Genomic DNA, 22,570 nt, shown 5'->3' on the forward strand with positions numbered 1-22,570 from the left:
CTCACGATTCCCCAATCGGTGTGCTGGCTCGAGCCTCGCTATGCCGCCCGCACGGTCGCGAGGAAGCGGCTCACCTCCGCCGAGAGCTGCTCGGACTGGCGCGACAATTCGGACGCCGCGCCGAGCACCTGGCTCGCCGCCGCGCCGGTCTCTTCGGAGGCGCGGGCGACGCCGGCGATGTTGCTCGTCACCTCGGCCGTTCCGGTCGAGGCCTGGGCGACGTTGCGCACGATCTCCTGCGTCGCCGCGCCCTGCTGCTCGACCGCCGCCGCGATACCGGCGGCGACGCCGTTGATCTCGCGGATGCGGCCGGAAATGCCGCCGATGGCCGAGACCGCCTGATCGGTCGCGCTCTGGATCGTGCCGATCTGCTGCGCGATCTCGCTGGTCGCCCGGGCGGTCTGGTTGGCGAGTTCCTTCACCTCCGCTGCGACCACCGCAAAGCCGCGCCCGGCTTCGCCGGCCCGCGCCGCCTCGATGGTGGCGTTCAGCGCGAGCAGGTTGGTCTGTCCGGCGATCGTCGAGATCATCGACACCACATCGCCGATCTTGGCGGCCGCGCTCGACAGGTTCTGGACCAAACCGGCGGTCTGGTCAGCTTCGCCGACCGCGGCTTGGGCGAGTTCGGACGAAGTGGCCACCTGCCGGCCGATCTCGTGCACGGAGGTGCCGAGCTCTTCCGCCGCGGCCGCGACGGTCCCGACATTGGTCGCTGCCTCCTCGGCGGCGGACGCCACGGTGATCGATTGGGAGGCCGTTTCGGTCGCGGTCCCCGACATGCTCTGGGCCGTGGCCTGCAACTCGGTCGCCGCCGACGTCACGGTGCCGATGATCCCGCCGATGGCGGCCTCGAAACTGTCGGCCATCGACCACATCGCCGCCTTCCGCTGCTCCTCGGCCGAAGCGCGGGCGAGCGCCGTCTCGGCTTCCAGGGCGCGGGTGCGGATCAGGTTGTCCTTGAACACTTGGACGGCAGCCGCCATCGCGCCGACTTCGTCCCGACGCTGACGGTAGGGCACCGGCGTCTCGACGTCGCCGGCGGCGAGCGCGCCCATCATGCCGGTGATGCCGGTGATCGGCCGCGAGATCCGCAGGAAGCCGAACGCCATCGCAAACAGGGCGAAGAGCACGGCGACCGCCATCGTGACACTCGCAACGATCGAAGCGGTCTCGACATTGCCGACCGCGGTCGACGCGTCGCGCGTGGAGCCGTCGCGATTGAGGGTGATCGCGCGGGCGATCAGGTCGCTCGATTGGCTGTACAAGGAGAGCAGGCCGGGCCCGACCAGAGCCGCCATGGCTTCCCGCTGCTCGCCCCGCTCCATCATCGCGATGATACGGCGGCTCGCCTCATCGTAGCGGGACCACAGCTCCGAAAACTGCGTGTAGAGCGCACGTTCCTCCGGGGACGAGATCAGGGGCTCGTAGCGCTTGCGCGCCGACGCCATGTCGGCCACCGCCCGTTCGTAGTTGCTCCGGTTCGCCGCCAACGTCTCGGGATCGGTGGAGGTCGTGACGGTCCGATACTGCCGCAGGCGCATCTGGCTTGCAGCCGTCCCCATCTCGTTGACGGCGAGGACGGAGGGAAGCCAGTTGGTGGCTACCGCATCGACACCTCGGCGGATCGACGACAGCTCCATCAGGGAGACCACCCCCTGGCCGATCGTAATGAGCGTGAGCCCACCGAACAGGGCGATGAGAGCAGCTTTGAGAGAGAAGCGCATCGGACGGGTAGGGCGCGTAAAATGCTGAAGTGTCCGCCGCGCACGGATCACTCAGGTCTGCTGACAAAAAATTGATAAATGAAATGTCTTAACGAGAGGATTAAGAGATCCGCCCCATGATTCGGCGTAAGCTGCTTTCAGCCGATCGGAACGGCCACTCGCCAAAACTTCTTCACCCGGAGGTTGCGATTGGCATCATCCAGCTCTGAAATCGACCTCTAGTGATCTTCGGATTTACATGATTGATGTATTGGTTTTCTCGTCGCGTCGGACCAGCCTATGCACTCTCGCTGTTCGTCTGACTTGAAAACGAAGGATATGGCGGTTGTTTCGAATTCAAATGACCTTACGATGCTTGTCGAGACGGCGTATGCGCGCCGATTAGTGTCAAGCCAAAAATTTTCGAGCGCCGAAACCAGTTCGAATGGGCTCGCTCGACAGACGATCCCCTGCGCCGAGCGTCTATCCTTCATGCCGGCCGCGTAAGCGACGACGTTCAGGGCTTGAACTCGATGGGCGTGCCCAGATCGACGCGGGCGTAGATCGCGCGCATCTCGGCGTTGGTGACGCCGACGCAGCCCTGGGTCCAATCCTTCAGCCGGTGCAGGCGGCCGAGCCAGGAGAAGCCGTTCATCAGTCCGTGGATCATGATGTCGCCACCGGGCGAATAGCCACCGGCCTGCGCCGCCGCCGCGTCGGCCGGGGAGGGGTAGGACACCTTGAGCGAGAGATGGGCGACGCTGCGCGGATTGCGGAACGCGATTGCATAGACGCCCTCGGGCGTGCGCCCGTCGCCTTCGCGCGCCTTATGCCCCTCCGGCACGAAGCCGAGGGAGATGGGGTAGGTCGCGAGCACACGGCCCTCGCGCAGCAGGGTCAGGCGGCGCGCCGCCTTCTCCACGAGGACGCGGTCGGCGCGCTCGGCCTCGGCCACCAGCGGGGGCTCGGTGCGGCCGACTTGCGAGAAGTCGGCGAGGACGACGGCACCGGCGCCGAGGACGGCGAGGCCGCCGATCACCGCAGCGATGCGCCCGCGCCGTCCCATCGCGGCCTCAGCCGATCTGTGCGCCGACCTTGGCCAGGGCCTGCTCGATATCGGCGATGAGATCCTCGGGATCCTCCAGGCCGATCGAGAGACGCACGGTCTCGGGGCCAACGCAGGCCGCCGCGCGCTCCTCGGGGCGGAGCTGTCGATGGGTCGTGGTGGCCGGGTGGATCACCAGCGACTTGATCTCGCCGATGTTCACGAGGTGCGAGACCAGTTCGAGGTTGGCGATGAATGCCAGGGCCGCCGGCTCGCCGCCCTTCAGGGCGAAGGTGAAGATCGAGCCCGGACCCTGCGGCACGTAGCGGTTGGCCAACGCCTCACCCTTCTGGCCGGGAAGCGCCGGGTAGCTCACCCAATCCACCGCCGGATGGTCCTTGAGGTAGGCCGCGACCGCCTTGGCGTTGGCGCAGTGGCGCTCCATCCGCAGCGGCAGCGTCTCGATGCCGGTGAGTGTCAGGAAGGCGTTCATCGGCGAGAGGCCGGGGCCGAGGTCGCGCAGGCCGAACAGGCGACAGGCCACGGCGAAGCTGATCTCGGGGAAGCGATCGCTGACGATCAGGCCGTCATAGTCCGGCCAGGGATCGTTGATGAGGTTGTAACGCGAGCCCTGCGCCTTCCAATCGAAGGTGCCGGCATCGCAGATCATGCCGCCGATCACCTGGCCCGAGCCGCCGAGGAACTTCGACGTCGAGTGGACGATGATGTCGGCGCCGTACTCGATCGGGCGGATCAGCGCGGGCGAGGCCAGGGTGTTGTCGATGACGAGCGGCAGGCCGTGGCGCTTGGCAACCGCGGCGATGCCCTCGATATCCATCACCGTGGCGCAGGGATTGACGATCGACTCACAGATGATCGCCTTGGTCTGCGGCGTGATCGCGGCTTCGAAGGCCTCCGGCGTCAGGTCCGCGGCGAATTGCGGCGTCAGGTCGTAGCGCCCTTCGAGGCGGCGCATCAGGCCGAGGGAGCCGCCGAACAGGCGCGGCGAGGCGACATAGGCGTCGCCGGTCTGCATCAGCGTCATCATCACCAGCAGAACCGCCGACTGCCCGGACGAGACGGCGACCGCCGCCTTGGCGCCCTCCAATGCGGCAACCCGGCGCTCCAGCGCGGCGACCGTGGGGTTCGAGCCGCGCGAGTAGGAGAAGCCGGTCTTGCGCATGGCGAAGATGTCGGCGGCCTGCTCCGTCGAGTCGAAGACGAAGCCGTTGGTGAAGTAGATCGGCTGCACCCGCGCACCGGTGGCGGGATCAGGGGCAGCGCCCGCATGGACCGCCTGCGTGGCGAAGCGGAGGGTTTTTGGCTCGGCGGTCATGGCGGGACCTGAACTGATCGGTCTGTCGGCGCGCGGGGCAGCGCGCCACTCTCACCCGCCTTCTGCCGCGAAACGGACTGCAGCGAAACCCGCGATTGGTCCCCGCGCGCATCGGCCATGCGCGCAACGTCTGCGGGCGGCCGTCAGGCGGCGCGCTTGAGGCAGGCCTTGAGGGTGCGCACCAGCATGGTCGGCGCGTAGGGCTTCGGGATGAAGCGGGCACCGTCCGGCATGTCGCCGGGGCCGGGCGTGCCCATGCCGGAGACGATCAGCACCGGGATTTCCGGCCAGCGATGGGCGACGAGGCGGGCCAGGGCGAAGCCGTCCATCGAGCCCATTGGCATGTCGACATCCGTCATCACGATCCCGACATCGGGCCGGCCTTCCAGCACGTCGAGCGCCTTGTCGGCATGGTGCGCTTCGAGGACGTTGAACCCGGCCTCGGCCAGGGTATCGGACGCTTCCATCAGCAGCAGACCGTCATCTTCGACGAGGAGGACGACGGGCGACTCTGTCGGGTTCTCTGTCATAAGCCTGCAAACGATCTCGGGCCGACACTGGTTGCGGGCCTAATTCGCACCTGCAGCGAGGTCAAGGAAGGGACGACCCGCAATTGTGCAGAGCGGGAAATTCAATCTTGACCTTAAACGTGCGCCGGGACGGGTGCCGGACGCGCCTTCAAATGCGCCAACGCTTCCGGCCGCGGCCCGCCTGTCGCCCAATCGAGCAGCTCGACCGTGTGCAGGATCGGGATCTCGGTGCCCTTCCCGATCTGGGTGGCGCAGCCGATATTGCCGGTGGCGATGATGTCGGGCCGGACGCGCTCGATATTGGCGACCTTGCGATCCCGCAGACGGGCGGCGATCTCCGGCTGGAGGATGTTGTAGGTTCCGGCCGATCCGCAGCAGATATGGCCCTCCGGCACGTCCTTGACCGTGAAGCCGGCCTTCTTGAGCAGGGTTTTGGGCTCGGTGCGGATGGCCTGCCCGTGCTGCATCGAGCAGGCGGAATGGTAGGCGACCACGAGGTCGGTATCCTCGACCGGGGGCAGCAGGCCGATCTCGGCCATGTACTCGGTCACGTCCTTGGCGATGCCTGAGACCCGCGCCGCCTTCTCGGCATAGGCCGGGTCGTCGCGGAACATGAAGCCGTAATCCTTGATCGTCGTGCCGCAGCCCGAGGCGGTGACGACGATGGCATCGAGGCCGGGCCCGTCCATCTCGGCGATCCAGGCGTCGATGGTGCGCTTGGCGTGACCGTGGGCGTTCGCCTCCTTGCCCATGTGATGGGTCAGTGCGCCGCAGCAGCCCTCGCCCTTGGGCAGGACCACCTCGACGCCGTGGCGGTTGAGCAGGCGGATCGCCGCCTCGTTGAAGTCCGGCCGCAGGACGCTCTGGGCGCAGCCGCGCAGCAGCGCGACCCGGCCGCGGCGCTTGGCCGGCGCCTTGTCCTCACCGGTCTGGAAGAGGTCGCTGATCTCCTGCGCCGAGGGATCGGCGGGGAAGGTGCCGGGCCGGTCGGTGCGGTTGCGGTTCGGCAGTTGCGCCGGGGCGAGGTCGAGCATCGCCGCCAGCCGGTTGCCGACCCGCGGCAGCCGGGCGACCAGCGGCCGGAACGGCGCCCCGATCTTGGCCGCCAACAGCGCCACCCGGAACCGGTTCGGATAGGGCAGCACCAGGGCCAGCACCGCGCGCAGGAGCCGGTCGGAGAGCGGGCGCGCGTAGGTCTTCTCGATATGGGTGCGGGCGTGATCGACGAGGTGCATGTAGTGCACGCCCGACGGACAGGTCGTCATGCAGGACAGGCAGGAGAGGCAGCGGTCGATGTGCTTGACGACTTCGCGGCTCGCCGGCTTGCCGCCCTCCAGCATGTCCTTGATGAGGTAGATGCGTCCGCGCGGTGAATCGAGTTCGTCACCGAGCAGGAGGTAGGTCGGGCAGGTCGCGGTACAGAATCCGCAATGCACGCAGGTGCGCAGGATCTTCTCCGAGGCCGCCATGGCGGGGTCGGCGAGCTGCTCGGGGGCGAAATTGGTCTGCACGACACGCCTCGATGCGGTTTCTTACTTCTCGTGCGAGTCTTAGAACCGTTCGCGCGGGCGAACAATCGGAACGGTTCTAAGCTGTTGCTGTGTCGCACGCCCTCACGATGACGGCCGACGCGTCGGTCCGGAGGGATCGACGCAGCGGTCCGGCGTCACCGCTCCCGCGAAACGGTGAGCAGGCGGGCGATCAGCCAGATCGGCACAACCACCACCGCGCCCGCGAGGATCCAGCGGCCGAAATCGTGGAAGGTGTCGAGGCCGAGATCGATCAGCGAACGGGTGAAATCGTAGAGCTGCCAGAACAGCAGGCCCGGCGTCAGGCCGAACATCGCCATCACCGCGCCGACGAGCACGGACAGGAACAGCAGCTTCACGAACACCGCCGCGGGCGAGCCGCCGAGGAAGCGGTTGAGGCCGGAGCGGCGGCGGGGCGCACCATAGCGCGGATCGGTGCGCGGATCGGCCGGATAAGCACCGGAGTCGAGCGGGGCGCGGCGCCGCGAGTCGTGATCGCCGATCATTCTGCCGGTATCCTTGGTGTTCCGTGGCACCCTCGCAACGGCGTTGCAGCCTCGCCACACTCCTGCGAAACCGGGACGCCGCAGCATCATTCGACGCATTCGGGGTAGCAGCCAGATGGCATCCTCGAACGTTCCGCTCAAGATGGCAGGCTGCATCCGGCCCTGCCGGCTCCCGTTGACCCCATAAAGCGCGACCTGATTCAGGCCATGATCGACCACGCTCTGTTCGACCCGGCGACCATTGATGCCGAGACGAAGGCGCTCAATGCCGAGATCGTGGCAGCCCACGCCGCGCAGGCCGACCCATGGTCGCTGCCGATCGAAGAGGTGCGCGCGCGCCGCCGGGCGGGCACGCAGGCATCGCCCGCCATGCCGCGCAGCCCGCGCGCCGAGACCGTGACCATCGAGGGACCCGCCGGACCGCTGGCGCTGCGGGTGATCCGCCCGCAGGGCAAGGCGCGGGGCGCCTACCTGCACATCCACCGCGGCGGCTGGGTCTGGGGCGCGGCCGACGAGCAGGACCCCTGGCTCGAGCGCATCGCCGACACCTGCGGCTTCGTCTGCCTCTCGGTCGAGTACCGGCTGGCGCCGGAGCATCCCTATCCCGCCGCGCTCGAGGATTGCGAGGCGGCCGCCCTGTGGCTCGCCGGCCCCGGCAAGGCGGAACTCGGCATTCACGCGCTGACCATCGGCGGCGAATCCGTCGGCGCGCATCTGGCGGTGATGACGCTGCTGCGCCTGCGCGACCGACACAACCTGCCCCGCGCCTTCCGCGGCGCCAACCTCAATGCCGGCTTTTACGATCTCGGCCTGACCCCGAGCGTGCGGCTTTGGGGCGAGGAACGCCTCGTCATCAACACCACCGACCTCAAGCGCTTCGCCGACGGTTACGTGCGCGAGGGCATCGACCGGCGCCGGCCCGACGTCTCGCCGCTCTACGCCGACCTGAAGGGCCTGCCGCCGGCCCTGTTCACGGTTGGCACCGCCGATCCGCTGCTCGACGACACGCTCTACATGTCGGCCCGCTGGGCTGCGGCCAACAACGGCGGCCACACCGCGGTCTATGCCGGCGGCTGCCACATCTTCGTGCGCTATCCCGGCGCGTTGACCGAGCGCGCCTTGGAGCTGATCGACCGCTTCCTGATGGCGCTGGCGTGACGCGGTGACGCCGCGCCGCGCACGTCGTACCTGAGCCGGGTGCCACCGCCCCCCGACCTCCCGCCGCGCTTCTCCGCGTGGTTCGCCTCCCGCGGCTGGTCACCCCGCCCGCATCAGCTCGAACTGCTCGCGATCGTCCGGGGCGGACGCTCGGCGCTGCTCGTCGCCCCGACGGGAGCGGGCAAGACGCTGGCCGGCTTCCTGCCGAGCCTGGTCGAGCTGAGCGAGCGGCAAGGAAGCGCGAGCAAGGGCGGCAAGGCGAAGGGACTGCACACCCTCTACGTCTCGCCGCTCAAGGCGCTGGCGGTCGACATCGCCCGCAACCTCGACGCGCCGATCGAAGGCATGGATCTGCCGGTCACGGTCGAGACCCGCACCGGCGACACGCCGGCGCACAAGCGCGCGCGTCAGATCCAGCGCCCGCCCGACATCCTGCTCACCACGCCCGAACAGCTCTCGCTGCTGCTCGCCCACCGGGAGGCGGAGGCCTTCTTCGCCGGGCTGAAGACGATCGTGCTCGACGAGTTGCACGCCCTCGTCACCTCGAAGCGCGGCGATCTCCTCTCCCTCGCGCTCGCCCGGGTGCGCCGGCTGGCGCCGGAGGCCCGCGCCATCGGCCTCTCGGCCACCGTGCGCGAACCGGAGGAACTCCAAAAGTACCTCGTCGGCCAAGTGCCGGGCGAGGACCGCCGGGCCGACCTCGTCGTGGTCAAGGGCGGCGCCAAGCCCGACCTGCACATGCTCGAAGTGAACCGGACGCTCCCGCTCGCCGGCCACACCGCGTGGCACTCGATGCCGGCGATCTACGACCTGATCCGGGCGCACCGCATGGTGCTCGTCTTCGTCAACACCCGCCTCCAGGCCGAGTACACCTTCCAGGAGCTGTGGCGGCTCAACGACGACACGCTGCCGATCGCCCTGCATCACGGCTCGCTCGACGCCACGCAGCGCCGCCGGGTCGAGGCGGCAATGGCGGCGGGGCAGCTGCGCGCCATCGTCTGCACCGCGACGCTCGATCTCGGCATCGACTGGGGCGACGTCGATCTCGTCGTCAATCTCGGCGCGCCGAAGGGCGCGAGCCGGATCATGCAGCGGATCGGACGGGCCAACCACCGGATGGACGAGCCATCGAAGGCCTATCTCGTCCCCGGCAACCGCTTCGAGATGCTGGAATGCCGCGCCGCCCTCGACGCGGTGGAGGAGGCGGCCCAGGACACGCCCGACGCCCGCCTCGGCGCCCCCGACGTGCTCGCCCAGCACGTGCTCGGCATGGCCTGCGCCGACGCATTCGATCCGCTCGAACTCTACGACGAGGTCATCTCGGCGGCGCCCTACGCGACCCTGTCGTGGGAGGATTTCGAGGCGGTGGTCGATTACGTCGCCACCGGCGGTTACGCCCTGCGCGCCTACGAGCGCTTCGCCAAAATCCTGCGCGGGCCCGACGGCAAGTGGCGGGTGCGCGACGCGCGGGTGGCACAGCAATACCGCATGAACATCGGCACCATCGTCGAGTCGACGCACATCAAGGTGCGGATGGCCCGCAGCCTGCGCTCCAAGCCCGGCACCGTGCTGCCGAAGGGCGGACGGACGCTCGGTGAAATCGAGGAGGATTTCGCCGAGACGCTGACCGTCGGCGACACCTTCCTGTTCGCGGGCGAGGTGCTGCGCTTCGAGGGGCTGGCCGAGGATGAATGCCTCGTCACGCGGGCCGGGCCCGGCACCGATCCGGCGATCCCCTCCTATGCCGGCTCGAAATTCCCGCTCTCGACCTTCCTCGCCGCACGGGTACGGGCGATCATCGCCGACCCGTTCGAGTGGGACCGCCTGCCGCGCCAGCTCGCGGACTACCTCGCGCAGCAGCGCCGCCACTCCGTGCTGCCGGGCGAACGCGACCTCTTGGTCGAGACGTTTGCGCGGGCCGGGCGCCACTATCTCACCGCCTTCCCGTTCGAGGGGCGGCTCGCCCACCAGACGCTCGGCATGCTGCTGACCCGCCGCCTGGAGCGTGCCCGGCTACGCCCGCTCGGATTTGCCGCCAACGATTACGGCATCGCCATCTGGTGCACGAAGGATCTGAGCGAGCGCGCCGCGCTCTCGCCCGGCTTCATGGAGGCCCTGTTCGACGAGGACATGCTCGGCGACGATCTGGAGGCCTGGCTCGACGAGTCGGCGATGATGAAGCGCACCTTCCGCCAATGCGCGGTCATCGCCGGGCTGATCGAGCGGCGCTTTCCCGGCCAGAAAAAGACCGGCCGACAGGTCACGATCTCGACCGATCTGATCTACGACGTGCTGCGCCGCCACCAGCCCGACCACCTGCTCCTGCGCGCCGCGCGGCAGGATGCGGCAACCGGACTCCTCGACGTGACCCGCCTCGGCATGATGCTGAGGCGTATCCGGGGGCGAATCACCCACAGGGCGCTCGACCGGGTCTCGCCGCTCTCCGTCTCCGTCATGCTCGAAATCGGGCGTGAGCGGGTCTACGGGGAGGGGGCCGACGAGATCCTGGCCGAGGCCGAAGCCGAGCTTCTCCAAGAGGCGCTCGGCTGACGCGGCGTGCCGCCTCCTCCGCGAAGCTTGGGACAAAGACGTTGGCACTCGGCCAGAGACTCGAGAAGACCGTGAAGGGCACCGACCTTGCGCTCGCCGGCGAGGCCTTGAGCCTCGACCGCACCGGCGCCCTGTGGCTGCCCGAACACCGCACCCTGGTGGTGTCGGACCTCCATCTGGAGAAGGGCTCGTCGTTCGCCGCCCGCTCCGGCCAATTCCTGCCGCCCTACGACACCCGCGAGACCCTGGCCTGCCTGCACGAGGTGGTTCAGCGGCTCGATCCGGCCTGCGTGGTCGCGCTCGGCGATTCCTTCCACGATGCCCGCGGCCCCGAGCGGATGGAGCCCGGTGACCGGGCGATGATCGCCGCGCTTCAAGAAGGCCGCGATTGGGTCTGGATCGCCGGCAACCACGATGCGGCGGTGAGCGAGGGCGTCGGCGGACGCTACTGCGAGACGGTTTCCGTCGGCGGCCTGACGCTGCGCCACGAGCCGCTGGCAGGGGCCGAGGCGGGCGAGATCGCCGGCCATCTCCACCCCTGCGGCAAGGTCAGCATGCGCGGCCGCTCCGTGCGCCGCCGCTGCTTCGTGAGCGACGGCCACCGCCTCGTCATGCCGGCCTTCGGGGCCTATACGGGCGGCCTCAACGTGCGCGACGCCGCCTTCGAGCCGCTCTTCCCCAAGGGGTTCACGGCCTACCTGCTCGGCGACGGACGCGTGTTCGCGATCGGCCGGACCATGCTCGGGCGGGATTGATACGATCTTTGCTTCGATCGAAGCGGAGATCGTATCACCGAGCCCGCGCGGCATTTGAGCGAAGTCCGAAATCCGCATTGCGAAGCAATCGATCGGATTTCGGTTGAACCGGGTCACGCTGCCACGAGCAGCGCCGCCCCGGCGACCGCCGACAGGGCCAGCCGCAGGCGGCCCATCCAGATCGGGACCATCCCGCGGCGGGGAAGGTCCTGATCGACGATGCCCCACAGCAGCACGAGCGCGCCGAGGGTCCGGAGATCCCAGGGCGGCGGCGCGGCGAGCGCCGCCCAGGCGAGCAGCGAAGGCACGATCGCGAGCCCGTAATCGCGCCAGCCCGCTCCCCGTGCCGCCGCCGCCCCCCAGCGGATGCCGCCGAGGAACGAGGCGATCACCGCGCCGTAGGCCGAGAGGATGGTGCGCGGCGACAATCCGATGGTGCCGAGCCCGACATCCGTGCCGCTGACCGATAGGGCCGCAAAGCCCACGAACGGAATCAACCCCGCGATGCCGAGAAGGACCGCGCTCGTGGGTACCGTGGTCAGCCGCCCCATGCCGTCTCCCTGGCTGATTGCCGCGTGGCCCGGTTCCGCCGGATCCACGCCTCGCCCGCGTCGACCGCCGGCCGTTCGGGACCCGGCATGGGTCACGGCAAGCCGGAGGTGTCATGAAGCATTCTAAACGCGCAGATCCTCATCCATCTCGCAACCGAGACCATTTGTTGCAGCGCCCGGCCTCGCCTTCCACACCGGAAGGGACGTTCGCGCCGGATCATTGGGTCGCGGCGATGGCCCCGCGCCGATTTCGCCGCCAGGGTGCGGGCGACACGGCCCATCCCTTGCGTGATCCGCCCCCATGCCGCTGCGACCCACGGACCTGAGACCCGCCCTGTCGCGGCTGCGCGGTGCCTCCGGCGATGCGTGGACGACCTGGCGCAGGCGGAGCCTGTTCCTGGTGGGCGGCGTCTGCGTCGGCCTGGCCGCGGTGCTGATGGCCAAGGCGGCCGATGCGGCGCAGGAACTCTTCCGGCACGGACTCCACACCTCGCCCGCCCTGGCGCTTCTGCTGTGCCCGGCCGGCTTCGCGCTCGCCGCATGGCTCGCCCGCACCGTCTTCCCGAATGCGCAGGGCTCGGGCATCCCACAGGTGATCGCGGCCCGCGCCCTGGATGCCGGGCCCGCACGCCGTGCGCTGGTCTCGCTCAAGGTCGCGGCGGGCAAGATCGTCGTGATGTGCCTCGGGCTTCTGTGCGGCGCCTCGATCGGCCGCGAAGGGCCGACCGTGCAGGTCGGCGCGGCGATCATGGCCGCCTTCGGGACTTTGAGCCCGGAGCGGATGCGCGGCCTGCTGCTCGCGGGCGGCGCGGCCGGGGTGGCGGCGGCCTTCAACACGCCGCTGGCCGGCATCGTCTTCGGCATCGAGGAACTCGGCCGGGCCTATGACAGCCGCGGAAGCGCGCTGATCGTCGCCACCATCATTGCCGCCGGCCTGACCTCGCTGGCAATCCTCGGCGACTACACGTATTTCGGCACGTCGGACGCGCGGCTCTCGCTGGCCGCCGGCTGGCTCGCGGTGCCGCTGCTCGGCGTGGCGGGCGGCCTCGCGGGCGGGCTGTTCAGCCGTATCGTCATCGCGTTCGGCCGCGGCCTGCCGGGACGGGTGGGCGGAATGATCGGGCGCCGTCCCATCCTGTTCGCCGGCCTGTGCGGGCTCGGCGTCGCCCTGTGCGGGCTCGCCTCCGGCGGCACCGTCTACGGCACCGGCTACGAGGAGGCGCGGGCGCTCCTGCACGCTGGCAACGACCCGCGCTGGGATTTCGCTCCGCTCAAGTTCCTGGCGACCGTCCTGTCCTCGATCAGCGGCATCCCCGGCGGCCTGTTCGCGCCGTCGCTGGCCGTCGGCGCCGGGCTGGGCGCGGAGGCGAGCCTGTTCCTGCCGGACGTGCCGGTCGGTGCGCTGGTGCTGATCGGCATGACCGCCTACCTCACCGGCGTGCTCCAGGCGCCGATCACCTCCTTCGTCATCGTCACCGAGATGACCCAGAACCACGCGATGATGATTCCGCTGATGCTCGCGGCGCTGGTCGCGGATGCGGTCTCGAAGCTGGTTTGCCGCGGCGGCCTCTATCACACCTTGGCGGAGGTGCTGGTGCGGCGGGCGGCCGGAGAACGAAGCGCGTAAAGCGCAGGCCGCGACGGAACGCCGCCGGCTCGTTGGCCGTTACTGCTCCGCTTTTGTTTCGGAGTGAACTGCCATGACGCTTCTCAAGTGGGCCGCTATCGCCTTCGTTATCTCGCTCGTTGCCGGCGGCCTCGGCTTCACCGGCATCGCCTCCGGCGCGAGTTCGATCGCCCGCATCCTGTTCGGCCTGTTCCTGGTGGTCGCCATCGTCATCGTGGTGATCGCGCTGGCCGTCGGTCAGGTGGTGTTCTAGCCGCCGGCTCCAACCGTGCGCCTCGACGGTCGCACCGCCCTCGTCACCGGCGCCTCCTCCGGGATCGGCGCCGAGACGGCCCTCGGGCTCGCCCGCCTCGGGGCGCGGGTCGGCCTCGTCGGGCGCGACCGCGAGCGCACGGAACGCGCCGCCGCGCATCTGCGCCGGGAGACCGGCGGCGCGGCGGACGTCTTTCTCGCCGACATGTCGAGCCAAGCCGAGATCCGCCGGCTCGCGGGTGAAGTGCGAGCGCGCTACCCCGCCCTCGACCTCCTCGTGAACAATGCCGGCGCGATCTTCTCGGAGCGCCACGTCACGGCCGACGGGATCGAGCGGACCTGGGCCCTCGACCATCTCGCCTACGTGCTGCTGACGCACGAGCTGCGTCGCCCGCTCGAAGCCGCGCCCCGTGCCCGCATCGTCAACCTCGCCTCCGCCGCCCATACCCGCGGGCGCATCGACTTCGACGATCTCGGCGGCGAGCGCCGCTACGCGGCGATGAAGGCCTATGCCCAGGCCAAACTCGGCAACGTGCTGTTCACCTACGCGCTCGCCCGGCGGCTGGCCGGAACCGGCGTCACCGTCAACGCGGTGCATCCGGGCGTCGTGGCGAGTGACTTCGCCAAGAACACGAGGGGCGGGCTCGGCTTCGCCTGGAGCTTGATCCGCCCGTTCCTGATCTCGACCGAGGCCGGCGCCAGGACCTCGCTCCATGTCGCGACCGCGCCCGAACTCGACGGCGTGAGCGGGCGCTACTTCGCCAAGAGCCGCGAGACCGCCTCGTCTGCCCGCAGCCGGGACGAGGCGCTGCAGGAGCGGGTCTGGGCCCTGAGCCGGCGCCAGACCGGAATCGAGGCCTGACCTGGCTTGCCATCGGCCGCCGTGGTGTCCCTCACGGAACGCCCGCTGCGACGCCGTGATCGGGCGTTTTTTTGGCAGCGATCAGGCTTCAGGCCGCCAAGCGGAGAGGACGCTTCAGAAGTGGCTGAACGAGGCGCGGGCAAAGCCCACGTCGCGCCCGTGCGCGTCGTGAAAGCGAGGCGGTGCGTCGCCGGCTTCCACGCTGCCGATCTCGGCAACGGGCACCCCGGCGGCCCGGGCCTCGGCCAGGAACGCGCCCACGGAACCGGGCGGCACCGCACAGAGGATCTCGTAATCGTCCCCACCGGTGAGAGCCGTATCGAGCCGGCTGGCATCGCTGGAGATGGCGGCCTGCGCCGCCGGGGAGAGTGGCACCGCCGGCACGTCGATCCGCGCGGTCAGGCCGGTGCCGGCGAACATCTTCGTCAGATCGCCCGCCAATCCGTCCGAGACGTCCATGGCCGCGCGGGCGTGGCGCCGCAGCACGGGGGCGAGCGCCAGCCGCGGGCGCGGGTGAAGATAGCGATCGAGGAGCGCATCGCGGTGGAGGGGCGCCAGCGCGGGATCGGGCGCGAGCCGCAGGGCCAGGCCCAGAGCCGCGTCGCCGATGGTGCCGCTGACGCAGAGCCGGTCGCCGGCCCGCGCCGCCTGCCGCCGCAGGATCGCGCCGGCCGGCACCTCGCCGAAGGCGGTCACGCCGATCAGAGCCGGGCCGCCGGAGCGCACGGTGTCACCGCCCAGCAGCGGGCAGCCATGGGCGCGGCTCGCCGCGCCGAGACCCTCGGCGAAGCCCGCGAGCCACGCTTCGGTCCAGTCGTCCGGCAGTGCGAGAGTCAGGAGGAAGCCGCGCGGACTGGCGCCCTTGGCGGCGAGATCCGACAGGTTCACGCCGAGCGCCTTGCTGGCGATGGAGCCGGGCGGGTCGTCGGGAAAGTAGTGAACGCCGGCTACGATAGCGTCGGCGGTCACCACGAGGTCGTGGCCGGGCGTCGGCGTCAGGCTCGCGGCGTCGTCGCGCAGGCCCTCGGCGCCGGCGCCACTGAGCGGCGCGAAGTAGCGCGCGATCAGCGCCTCCTCGCCCGCGCGGGCCATTCCGGTCAGCCCTTCTTCGCCGGGCCGGGAGCGGCCGGGATACCGAACTCGGTGGAGCGCACCTCGCGGCCGACCCGGTCGAGCACGGCGTTGACCATGCCCGGCTCGTCGCCGCCGTAGAAGCTGTAGGCGACCTCGACATATTGCGAGATCGCGGCGCGGGCCGGCACGTCGCGACGGAACATCAGCTCATAGGCGCCCGCCCGCAGGATGGCGCGCAGCACCGCTTCCAGCCGGCGCAGCGGCCAGCCCTTCGCCAGCGCCGTATCGAGCTTCGGGTCGATGGCGCGCTGTTCCTCCACGGCACCGCGGAGCACGTCGCGGAAGAACGCGATCTCGGCCGGCGGGTGGACGACGCCATCGACCTCCTGACCGATCCAGAAGGCCTCGAACTCGGCGAGCGCCTCGATCACGCCCTTGTCCGAGATCTCCATCTCGTAGAGCGCCTGCACCACGGCGAGGCGGGCGCCGGTGCGGGCGTTCGGCTTCGGTTGGGCCGGTGTCGCGGCGGGGTCTGTCATCGGGCGGGTTCCAGGTTGGCGGCGCGCTTGATGGCGAGGAGGCTCAGGGCCGCCTCCGCTGCACCGCCGCCCTTGTTCATGTCGGAGACCCGGGCGCGAGCGAGCGCCTGCTCCATGGTCTCCACGGTGAGGATGCCGTTGCCGAGCGGCAGGTGCTCAGCCACGGAAAGGTCCATCAGCGCACGGGCGCTCTCGCCGGCGACGATGTCGTAATGGCCGGTCTCGCCGCGGATGACGCAGCCGAGCGCCACCGCCGCATCGTAGGGGCCGCCGGCCTTGCGGCCAGCATCCATCAGGATCGCGATGGCGGCGGGGATCTCGAGGGCGCCCGGCACCGTGAAGACCCGCGCCTCGGCGCCGACCGCTTCGATCGCCGCGCGGGCGCCCGCCAGCAATTCATCGGCGATGTCGTCATAGTAGCGCGCCTCGACCACGAGCACGCGGGTGCCGGCGAGGCTTTCGAGGATGCTTTTGGGGCTGTCCTTGGGCGCGTCCGCGTCCCGGCGTTGGGAGACCATGCGACTGTCGTTCCGGGGCGAGTTCACGAATGTTCGGGGCGGGCCGGAGGGTTAGCCCAAGTGCCGCGGGCTCCACAAGCGGCACGGGGCGCGGCGGGTGCGCGACCGGGGCGCATGTTCCGGCCCGGAGAAGCTTCGCCTTTCGGTTGGCCCGGGAAGGTTTGATCAATCAAATCAGGCGGAAGTACCGCCGCCACAACCTGCGGTGCCCCTTATTAACCGGACCGAAGTCTGTCCCGGCGATAGACTGTCGAACGCAAGTTTGCGGGCCTTCGACCATCGGTCCCGCACTGGAAACGGGGGTTATCCAGCATGGCGACGGCGCATGCGCGAAGGGCGGAGACGGCCCCCATCCTGATCGAGGACGCGGCCTCGGCGTTGCGGCCGGTGCCGCTGGTGATCGACCTCGACGGCACGCTGCTGCGCACGGACCTGCTTCTGGAAGGGATCATCGCGCTGCTGCGGCGCAACCCGCTGATGCTGCTGGTGATGCTGCTGTGGCTGCCGCGGGGGCGGGCCTTCTTCAAGCGCCGCATCGCGGAAGGCGCCGTGCTCGACGTCGCGACTCTGCCGGCCAACGCGGCTCTGCTCGCCCATATCGAGACGCAAAAGGCGGCGGGCCAGGAGATCGTGCTCGCCACCGCAGCCGACGAGCTGATGGCCCTGCGCGCCCTGCGGCGTTTTCCCGTCTTCGACCGGGTGGTGGCGAGCGACGGGGTGCGCAACCTCAAAGGGGAGACCAAGGCCGCGCAGCTTCGGGCGCTCTATCCGCAGGGCTTCGACTATGCGGGCGATGCCGCGGCCGACCTCCCGGTCTGGGCCGCGGCCCGGCGGGTGATCGTTGTCGGAGCCTCCGGTCCCGTGCTCCGCGCCGCCCGGCGGCTCGACAAGCCGGTCGATGAATTTCCCGCCGCCTCGCGTCCGCGCGCATTGCTCAAGGCCCTGCGCCTGCACCAATGGGCCAAGAATGCCCTGGTCTTCGTGCCGCTCGTCCTCGGCGGCCGGGCCGGGGACGCGCAAGCCTGGGGGAGCGCCGGCCTGGCCTTCCTCGCGCTCGGCCTCGTCGCCTCGGCGAGCTACCTGCTGAACGATCTGCTCGACCTCTCTCACGACCGGGCGCACTGGTCGAAGCGCGAGCGCCCCCTGGCGAGCGGCCGGCTTCCCATCGCCACCGGTCTGGCGGCAATCGTGCTCGGCCTCGCGGGCGGGCTGGCGGTCGCAGCCTGGGCCGGGGCGGCGGTGCTGACCGGCGTGATCGCCTATCTCGCCCTGACGCTGACCTACTCCGCGTGGCTCAAGCGGGTGCCGATGCTCGATGCGCTGACGCTCGGAAGCCTGTTCTCGCTGCGCATCGCGGTCGGCGTCGCAGCAGTCGCCGTGGCGTGGTCGCCCTGGCTCCTGACCTTCTCGATGTTCCTGTTCACCTCGCTGTCCTTCGCCAAGCGTCACACGGAGCTGCGCGGGGCGGCGCGGCGCGGCCAGCCCGGTACCATCGCCGGGCGCGGCTACGAGCCGGCGGACGAGCCGGTGGTGCTCGCCTTCGGCATCGCCTCGGGGCTCGCCAGCGTCGTCATCTTCATCCTGTATCTCGCCAACGAGGCGTTCCGCCACGCGGCGCTCGCGGCGCCGCTGGCCCTGTGGAGCTTCCCGCTGATCCTCGTCCTGTTCATGGGCCGGGTCTGGTTGCTGGCAGGCCGCGACGCGCTCCACGACGACCCGGTCGCCTTCGCGGTCAGGGACCGCCCGAGCCTCGTGCTCGCGGGTGTGGCCGGCCTCGCCTTCGCAGTGGCGGCCTTCGGCCTGCCGCCCGGTCTCCTGCCACAAGGGTTCGGGCTGTGATGCGAAGCGAGGTCGTCCGCTTCCTGATCGCCGGTGGCTCGGCGGCGGCGATCAACTGGCTCGCGCGGATCCTGCTCTCGTTGGTGCTGCCGTTCGAGGCAGCCCTGATCGTGGCCTATGGCATCGGCATGGCCGCCGGCTTCTGGCTCTACCGCGCCTTCGTGTTCCGGGCGGCCTCGCACGGGTCGCTCTCCGGGCAGCTCGCCCTGTTCCTCGCGGTCAACGCCGTCGGCGCGGCGGTGGTCCTCGCGGTCAGCACGCTGATGATCGACGGCCTGACCGGCCTGCTCCCGGATCTGAAGCCGGCCGTGGCGCAAGCCCTCGGCCACGGCGTCGGCATCGCCGTCGGCGCCGTGGCAAACTATCTCGGCCACCGGCTTCTCACCTTCGGCGCAACCCTGCGGCCTCAGCCTCAGAGCCGGTAGAGGGCCAGCAGCGTCACCACGGCGAGGTTGGCGACGACTCCCCAGGTGACGAGGATCGGCAGGGCGGCGAAGGCCGGCGGGCGTTCCCCACGCACCATCAGCACGATCAGGATCGGCAGCCAGTCGAGGGCGTAGCGCTGGGTCGCGATCTGCTCGGCGCCGTTCGAGTGGTAGAACAGGGTGATCCCGGCGATGACCGCGATGGTCGCCGCCCCGGCGGCGAAGACCCGGTCGAGCCGCGCGTAGAAGGCCAGCAAGAGCCACGGGCTCGCCACGAGGAGCGCCGTGCCGGCCTTGTCGAAGCCCACGAGTTCCGTCAGCCGGGGGCCGCCGAACTCGAAATGGATCCCCTGCAGGAACAGGTAGAGCGTGTTGAACAGCAGGTAGTCGCGCGAGAACAGGCCGCCCTCGGTGATGCGCCGCCAGATGAAGCTGTCCTGTCCGGGATTGTGGATGAAGGCGTAGCCGGTCTCGAACGGGCTTCCGAAGCGCGCGGCGTTGTAGGCGCAGTAGACGGCGATGGCCGCCGCGACGGACAGGCCCGCCAGCATCGCGGATTTCGCCACCGAGGCCGGGTTCGCCAGCAGCGGGCGCCCGCGGGGCAGGGCTAGAACCAGCAGGAACAGCGGATAGAAGATCGCCATCTGCCGGCACAGGAAGGCGAGGCCGACGAACAATCCGGCGAGCGGCAGAGAACTCCGGCAGATCACCGCCCACAGGCTCAATGTCATCATCAGGAAGCCGACGGTCTGGGAGAAGAACCAGACGCCGTCCGACCGCAGCGTGACCTGATAGAGCGGGCTGGCGAAGGCGAGCGCGGCGAGCAGCCACAACGCCTGCCCGCGCTCGACCTCCAGCGCGCGGAAGATGCGGCTCCAGGCGAGCAGGCTCAGGGCCGACAGGCCCAGGCCGAGAAGCACGAAGCCCTTGAAGCCGGGAAAGCCGAACAGGGCGACGAACGGCGTCAGCAGCAGTGCCGGCAGCGGCGGGAAGATGATGTAGGTGCGCCCCTCGAACACGGCGCAATCGATCTCGGGGCAGCGCTCGACCCAGAGCCGGCCGTGCAGGAACGCGTCGGCCAGCGCCCCGTGCGAGTTGAAGCCGGCATCGCGCAGCGCGCCCCGTCCCAGAAGGACGGCGAGGAGGAGGGCACCGCTCAGCGCGGTCAGCGCCGCCAGCACCCGGTCGCGGCGTCCTGTAACCGTCATGGTGGCTACCGCTCTTTCACGAAGCGATTCCGAATCGACGCGGAGGATTCGATAGGAAGAGTTAAGTCTTCCTCACAAATGATCCGGTGGCCTTCTCACGAAAACTTGTCGAACCGGAGAGGCATCCGGCGGTCACACGATGCGGAGGTCCCGTCGCCACGAATTCCGGGGCGCTCGGTCTCGGCGAAAAGGTTTCTGTCGATTTGGGACGGTCGTGCATTGCCGAAAACTGGGACCGACGGCAAGTCTAGCGCCGGCTCGTTCGCAACGAGGCGGGCCGACAGGGGATATTCATGACGATCGGATCGCCGAAATTCTTGGCCGGCGCGGCACTCGCCTTCTTTCTGCTGGCCGGCAGCGCCGCCCTTGCCAAGAAGGTCACGGTCGTCCCCGGAGATCGACCGATTTCCGTCGAGATCCCGGCCGCGTGGAAGGTGACCACGATCGACCGTGGCGTCCAGGCGCGGACCGCGGACGAGGAAATCTACCTCTGGTTCGAGAGCTACAAGCCCGCCCAGTTCGACACCCTGCTCGGCGAGCACAACGCCTACTTCAAGGAACAAGGGGTCAAGGTGACGGGCGAGGGCCAGTCGAAGGAAGTCGATTTCCCGACCTACGCCCTCAAGGTCACCGAATATCCGGCGACCTATGAAGGCAAGCCGACGGTGCTGCGCTACCTCTCGGTCGTGCCGAAAGCCGAGAGCCAGCGCCATCTGCTGGTGAGCTACTGGGCCTCGCCGGAGGGTGACAAAAAGTACGACGCCGAGACGAACCAGATCATGAACAGTCTCGCCGCCTCCTACGACGGCAAGTAAGTCGGACCAGTCCTCACGCCGGCAGCAACCCGCGCGTCTCGGCGAGACGCGCGGCGTAGCGGGCGAGCAGATCGACCTCCAGATTGATCCGATCCCCCTCGCGGCGCTCCTCCCAGGTCGTGACCGAGAGGCTGTGCGGGATCAGCAGCACCGAGAAATCGTGGCCCGAGACCGCGTTGACGGTGAGCGAGGTGCCATCGAGGCAGATCGAGCCCTTCTCGGCGATGAAGCCGGCGAGCGCGGCCGGCGCCCGCAAGGTGAAGCGTTCGCTGGCCCCCCAGGGGTTGTTCTCGCCGGTCACGGTCTCGCGGGCGAGGATCTCGGCGACGCCGTCGACATGGCCGGTGACAAGGTGGCCGCCGAGTTCGTCGCCGAGCTTGAGCGAGCGTTCGAGGTTGAGCCGCGTGCCCTCGCGCCACGCGCCCACGGTGGTGCGGGCGAGCGTCTCGGCGGCGGCATCGACCGAAAAGCGGCAGCCCGCCCCGTGCGGCTCCACCGCGACGGCGGTGAGGCAGGGGCCGGAGCAGGCGATCGAGGCGCCGAGCGCGATGCCGGCGGGATCGTAGGCGCTCTCGATCACGATCCGGCGCAGGCGCTCCGAGCCCTCCACCGAGACGACGCGGCCGACATCGCTGACGAGTCCGGTGAACATGTCAGATCCTCTCGTAGGTGACCGCCGTGTCGGGGCCGTAATCGCGGGTCTCGACCACGCTCAGCGAGCCGTCGGCGAGGCGGCGGGCGAGGTTGGCCCCGAGCACCGGCAAGCCGCCGGCCTCGCCCAGCGTAACGGAGCCGGTGATGAGCGTGCAGGCATCGATGAGATCGTGCGCCGCGAGCGCGTCGGCAAGCGCCGGCCCGCCCTCGCTGCAGATCCGGGTCAGGCCGCGCTCCGCCAGCGCTTTTAGCGCGGCGGGTAAGTCTATGCGGCCCTCTGCGTCGGTCGGAACGAAGGCGATCTCGACGCCGAAGGAGGCGAGCATCCGCCGGGCATGGGCCGGGGCGCCGCGCCCGGTGAGAACCAGGGTCGGCAGGTCACGGGCCCCGCGCACGAGGTGGCTGGCCGGGTTGAGGCGCAACGTCGAGTCAAGCACGATCCGCAGCGGCGAGCGCTCGGCGAGCCCCGGAAGCCGGACGGTCAGCGAGGGGTCGTCGGCGCGAGCCGTGCCGATGCCGACCATGATCGCGTCGGCGTGGGCCCGCCACAGATGCACCGCGCCATCCGCGACCGAACCTGTGATCTTCAGGCGCTCACCGGTCGAGGGCGCGGCGAAGCCGTCGCGGGTCCGGGCGAGCTTGAGGTGCAGGCTCGGGCGCCCGCGCGTCACGCGGGAGAAATGGCCGCGATGATCGCGGGCGGCCTCCTCGCGCAGCAGGCCGGTTTCCACCGTGATCCCGGCCGCGCGCAAACCCGCATGGCCGCGCCCGGCCACCCGCGGATCGGGATCCTCGATCGCGGTGACCACGCGGGCGATTCCGGCGGCGATGGTCGCGTCGGTGCAGGGCGGCGTGCGGCCGTGATGCGAGCAGGGCTCGAGGGTGACGTAGAGGGTGGCCCCGCGTGCGGCCTCGCCGGCCATGGCGAGCGCCAGCGGCTCCGCATGCGGGCGACCGCCGACCGCCGTGACCGCCTGCCCGACGATGCGGCCCTCGGCCACGACGACGGCGCCGACGCTCGGATTCGGCCAGGTTCGGCCGAGGTTGCGCCGCCCCAGGGCGAGGGCGAGGCGCATGGCGCGCCGGTCGAGGGC

At 69.9% G+C, this 22,570-nt stretch carries 22 protein-coding genes; 9 read left to right on the plus strand and 13 right to left on the minus strand.

Annotation, left to right across the window (positions count from 1 at the left end; translation table 11 throughout):
• Nucleotides 1-38: 38 nt before the first annotated feature.
• The 6 genes from MSPGM_RS15745 to MSPGM_RS15770 form a co-directional block, all read right to left on the minus strand.
• Complete coding sequence (locus tag MSPGM_RS15745) at nt 39-1,724, minus strand: methyl-accepting chemotaxis protein (protein WP_012753253.1); 1,686 nt, start codon at nt 1,722-1,724, stop codon at nt 39-41.
• A 496-nt stretch (nt 1,725-2,220) separates the two neighbouring features.
• Nucleotides 2,221-2,769 carry a murein L,D-transpeptidase family protein gene (locus MSPGM_RS15750; protein ID WP_003597928.1) on the minus strand — a complete coding sequence of 183 codons (549 nt, stop codon included), beginning with the start codon at nt 2,767-2,769 and terminating at the stop codon, nt 2,221-2,223.
• Between the two features lie 7 nt (nt 2,770-2,776).
• Complete coding sequence (locus MSPGM_RS15755; protein ID WP_003597927.1) at nt 2,777-4,084, minus strand: O-acetylhomoserine aminocarboxypropyltransferase/cysteine synthase family protein; 1,308 nt, start codon at nt 4,082-4,084, stop codon at nt 2,777-2,779.
• Nucleotides 4,085-4,227: 143 nt separating this feature from the next.
• Complete coding sequence (locus MSPGM_RS15760; protein ID WP_003597925.1) at nt 4,228-4,614, minus strand: response regulator; 387 nt, start codon at nt 4,612-4,614, stop codon at nt 4,228-4,230.
• 113 nt (nt 4,615-4,727) lie between these two features.
• Nucleotides 4,728-6,125, minus strand: coding sequence for a heterodisulfide reductase-related iron-sulfur binding cluster (locus MSPGM_RS15765; protein ID WP_003597923.1), 1,398 nt, complete (start codon nt 6,123-6,125; stop codon nt 4,728-4,730).
• A gap of 155 nt (nt 6,126-6,280) precedes the next feature.
• Nucleotides 6,281-6,649 (minus strand): DUF6460 domain-containing protein, encoded by a 369-nt coding sequence (locus MSPGM_RS15770; protein ID WP_003597921.1) that lies wholly within the window; start codon nt 6,647-6,649, stop codon nt 6,281-6,283.
• A 207-nt stretch (nt 6,650-6,856) separates the two neighbouring features.
• Here MSPGM_RS15770 and MSPGM_RS15775 point away from each other — a divergent pair, with 207 nt between their 5' ends.
• The 3 genes from MSPGM_RS15775 to pdeM are packed head-to-tail and all read left to right on the plus strand — an operon-like array spanning nt 6,857 to nt 11,112.
• Nucleotides 6,857-7,807 (plus strand): alpha/beta hydrolase, encoded by a 951-nt coding sequence (locus MSPGM_RS15775; protein WP_003597918.1) that lies wholly within the window; start codon nt 6,857-6,859, stop codon nt 7,805-7,807.
• A 39-nt stretch (nt 7,808-7,846) separates the two neighbouring features.
• The gene (locus MSPGM_RS15780; RefSeq protein ID WP_003597915.1) at nt 7,847-10,357 is read left to right on the plus strand and encodes a ligase-associated DNA damage response DEXH box helicase; all 2,511 of its coding nucleotides are present in this window, start codon (nt 7,847-7,849) and stop codon (nt 10,355-10,357) included.
• Nucleotides 10,358-10,398: 41 nt separating this feature from the next.
• Nucleotides 10,399-11,112 carry a ligase-associated DNA damage response endonuclease PdeM gene (gene pdeM / locus MSPGM_RS15785; RefSeq protein ID WP_012753254.1) on the plus strand — a complete coding sequence of 238 codons (714 nt, stop codon included), beginning with the start codon at nt 10,399-10,401 and terminating at the stop codon, nt 11,110-11,112.
• Between the two features lie 113 nt (nt 11,113-11,225).
• On the opposite strand, the gene MSPGM_RS15790 is transcribed toward pdeM, so the two are convergent.
• A complete protein-coding gene (locus MSPGM_RS15790; protein WP_003597912.1) occupies nt 11,226-11,663 on the minus strand; it encodes a DUF3429 domain-containing protein in 438 nt (145 codons plus the stop codon).
• Between the two features lie 301 nt (nt 11,664-11,964).
• Between MSPGM_RS15790 and MSPGM_RS15795 the strand changes: the two genes are divergently transcribed.
• The 3 genes from MSPGM_RS15795 (at nt 11,965) to MSPGM_RS15805 (ending at nt 14,404) form a co-directional block, all read left to right on the plus strand.
• Entirely contained in the window at nt 11,965-13,290 is a 1,326-nt protein-coding gene (locus tag MSPGM_RS15795) for a chloride channel protein (protein WP_003597911.1), read from the plus strand.
• A 73-nt stretch (nt 13,291-13,363) separates the two neighbouring features.
• Nucleotides 13,364-13,543 carry a DUF1328 domain-containing protein gene (locus MSPGM_RS15800; protein WP_003597909.1) on the plus strand — a complete coding sequence of 60 codons (180 nt, stop codon included), beginning with the start codon at nt 13,364-13,366 and terminating at the stop codon, nt 13,541-13,543.
• A gap of 15 nt (nt 13,544-13,558) precedes the next feature.
• Complete coding sequence (locus tag MSPGM_RS15805; RefSeq protein ID WP_012753255.1) at nt 13,559-14,404, plus strand: SDR family oxidoreductase; 846 nt, start codon at nt 13,559-13,561, stop codon at nt 14,402-14,404.
• A gap of 114 nt (nt 14,405-14,518) precedes the next feature.
• On the opposite strand, the gene thiL is transcribed toward MSPGM_RS15805, so the two are convergent.
• From thiL to ribH, 3 genes are read right to left on the minus strand one after another with little or no spacing between them, the layout of a single operon-like run.
• Complete coding sequence (thiL, locus tag MSPGM_RS15810; RefSeq protein WP_012753256.1) at nt 14,519-15,496, minus strand: thiamine-phosphate kinase; 978 nt, start codon at nt 15,494-15,496, stop codon at nt 14,519-14,521.
• Nucleotides 15,497-15,501: 5 nt separating this feature from the next.
• Nucleotides 15,502-16,017, minus strand: a complete 516-nt coding sequence (nusB, locus tag MSPGM_RS15815) for a transcription antitermination factor NusB (RefSeq protein WP_003605627.1) — start codon at nt 16,015-16,017, stop codon at nt 15,502-15,504.
• Entirely contained in the window at nt 16,014-16,535 is a 522-nt protein-coding gene (gene ribH / locus MSPGM_RS15820) for a 6,7-dimethyl-8-ribityllumazine synthase (RefSeq protein WP_003605626.1), read from the minus strand. Before ribH ends, nusB begins: the two co-directional genes overlap by 4 nt.
• Nucleotides 16,536-16,847: 312 nt before the next feature.
• Here ribH and MSPGM_RS15825 point away from each other — a divergent pair, with 312 nt between their 5' ends.
• Together MSPGM_RS15825 and MSPGM_RS15830 are read left to right on the plus strand one after the other, a co-directional pair.
• Nucleotides 16,848-18,374 (plus strand): UbiA family prenyltransferase, encoded by a 1,527-nt coding sequence (locus MSPGM_RS15825; RefSeq protein ID WP_003605625.1) that lies wholly within the window; start codon nt 16,848-16,850, stop codon nt 18,372-18,374.
• Nucleotides 18,374-18,799, plus strand: coding sequence for a GtrA family protein (locus MSPGM_RS15830; RefSeq protein ID WP_003605623.1), 426 nt, complete (start codon nt 18,374-18,376; stop codon nt 18,797-18,799). Before MSPGM_RS15825 ends, MSPGM_RS15830 begins: the two co-directional genes overlap by 1 nt.
• Here the strand turns inward: MSPGM_RS15830 and MSPGM_RS15835 are convergent.
• Nucleotides 18,787-20,007, minus strand: a complete 1,221-nt coding sequence (locus MSPGM_RS15835) for a hypothetical protein (protein ID WP_003605621.1) — start codon at nt 20,005-20,007, stop codon at nt 18,787-18,789. The genes MSPGM_RS15830 and MSPGM_RS15835 overlap by 13 nt on opposite strands.
• A gap of 293 nt (nt 20,008-20,300) precedes the next feature.
• Here MSPGM_RS15835 and MSPGM_RS15840 point away from each other — a divergent pair, with 293 nt between their 5' ends.
• On the plus strand, nt 20,301-20,822 hold the full coding sequence (locus MSPGM_RS15840; RefSeq protein ID WP_003605619.1) for a hypothetical protein: 522 nt from the start codon (nt 20,301-20,303) through the stop codon (nt 20,820-20,822).
• A 13-nt stretch (nt 20,823-20,835) separates the two neighbouring features.
• On the opposite strand, the gene MSPGM_RS15845 is transcribed toward MSPGM_RS15840, so the two are convergent.
• Nucleotides 20,836-21,474 carry a riboflavin synthase gene (locus MSPGM_RS15845; protein ID WP_261925704.1) on the minus strand — a complete coding sequence of 213 codons (639 nt, stop codon included), beginning with the start codon at nt 21,472-21,474 and terminating at the stop codon, nt 20,836-20,838.
• A 1-nt stretch (nt 21,475) separates the two neighbouring features.
• On the minus strand, nt 21,476-22,552 hold the full coding sequence (gene ribD, locus MSPGM_RS15850; RefSeq protein WP_193373947.1) for a bifunctional diaminohydroxyphosphoribosylaminopyrimidine deaminase/5-amino-6-(5-phosphoribosylamino)uracil reductase RibD: 1,077 nt from the start codon (nt 22,550-22,552) through the stop codon (nt 21,476-21,478).
• Between the last annotated feature and the right edge of the window lie 18 nt (nt 22,553-22,570).

It is taken from the genome of Methylorubrum sp. GM97 (assembly GCF_024347855.1).
Classification (GTDB): domain Bacteria; phylum Pseudomonadota; class Alphaproteobacteria; order Rhizobiales; family Beijerinckiaceae; genus Methylobacterium; species Methylobacterium extorquens.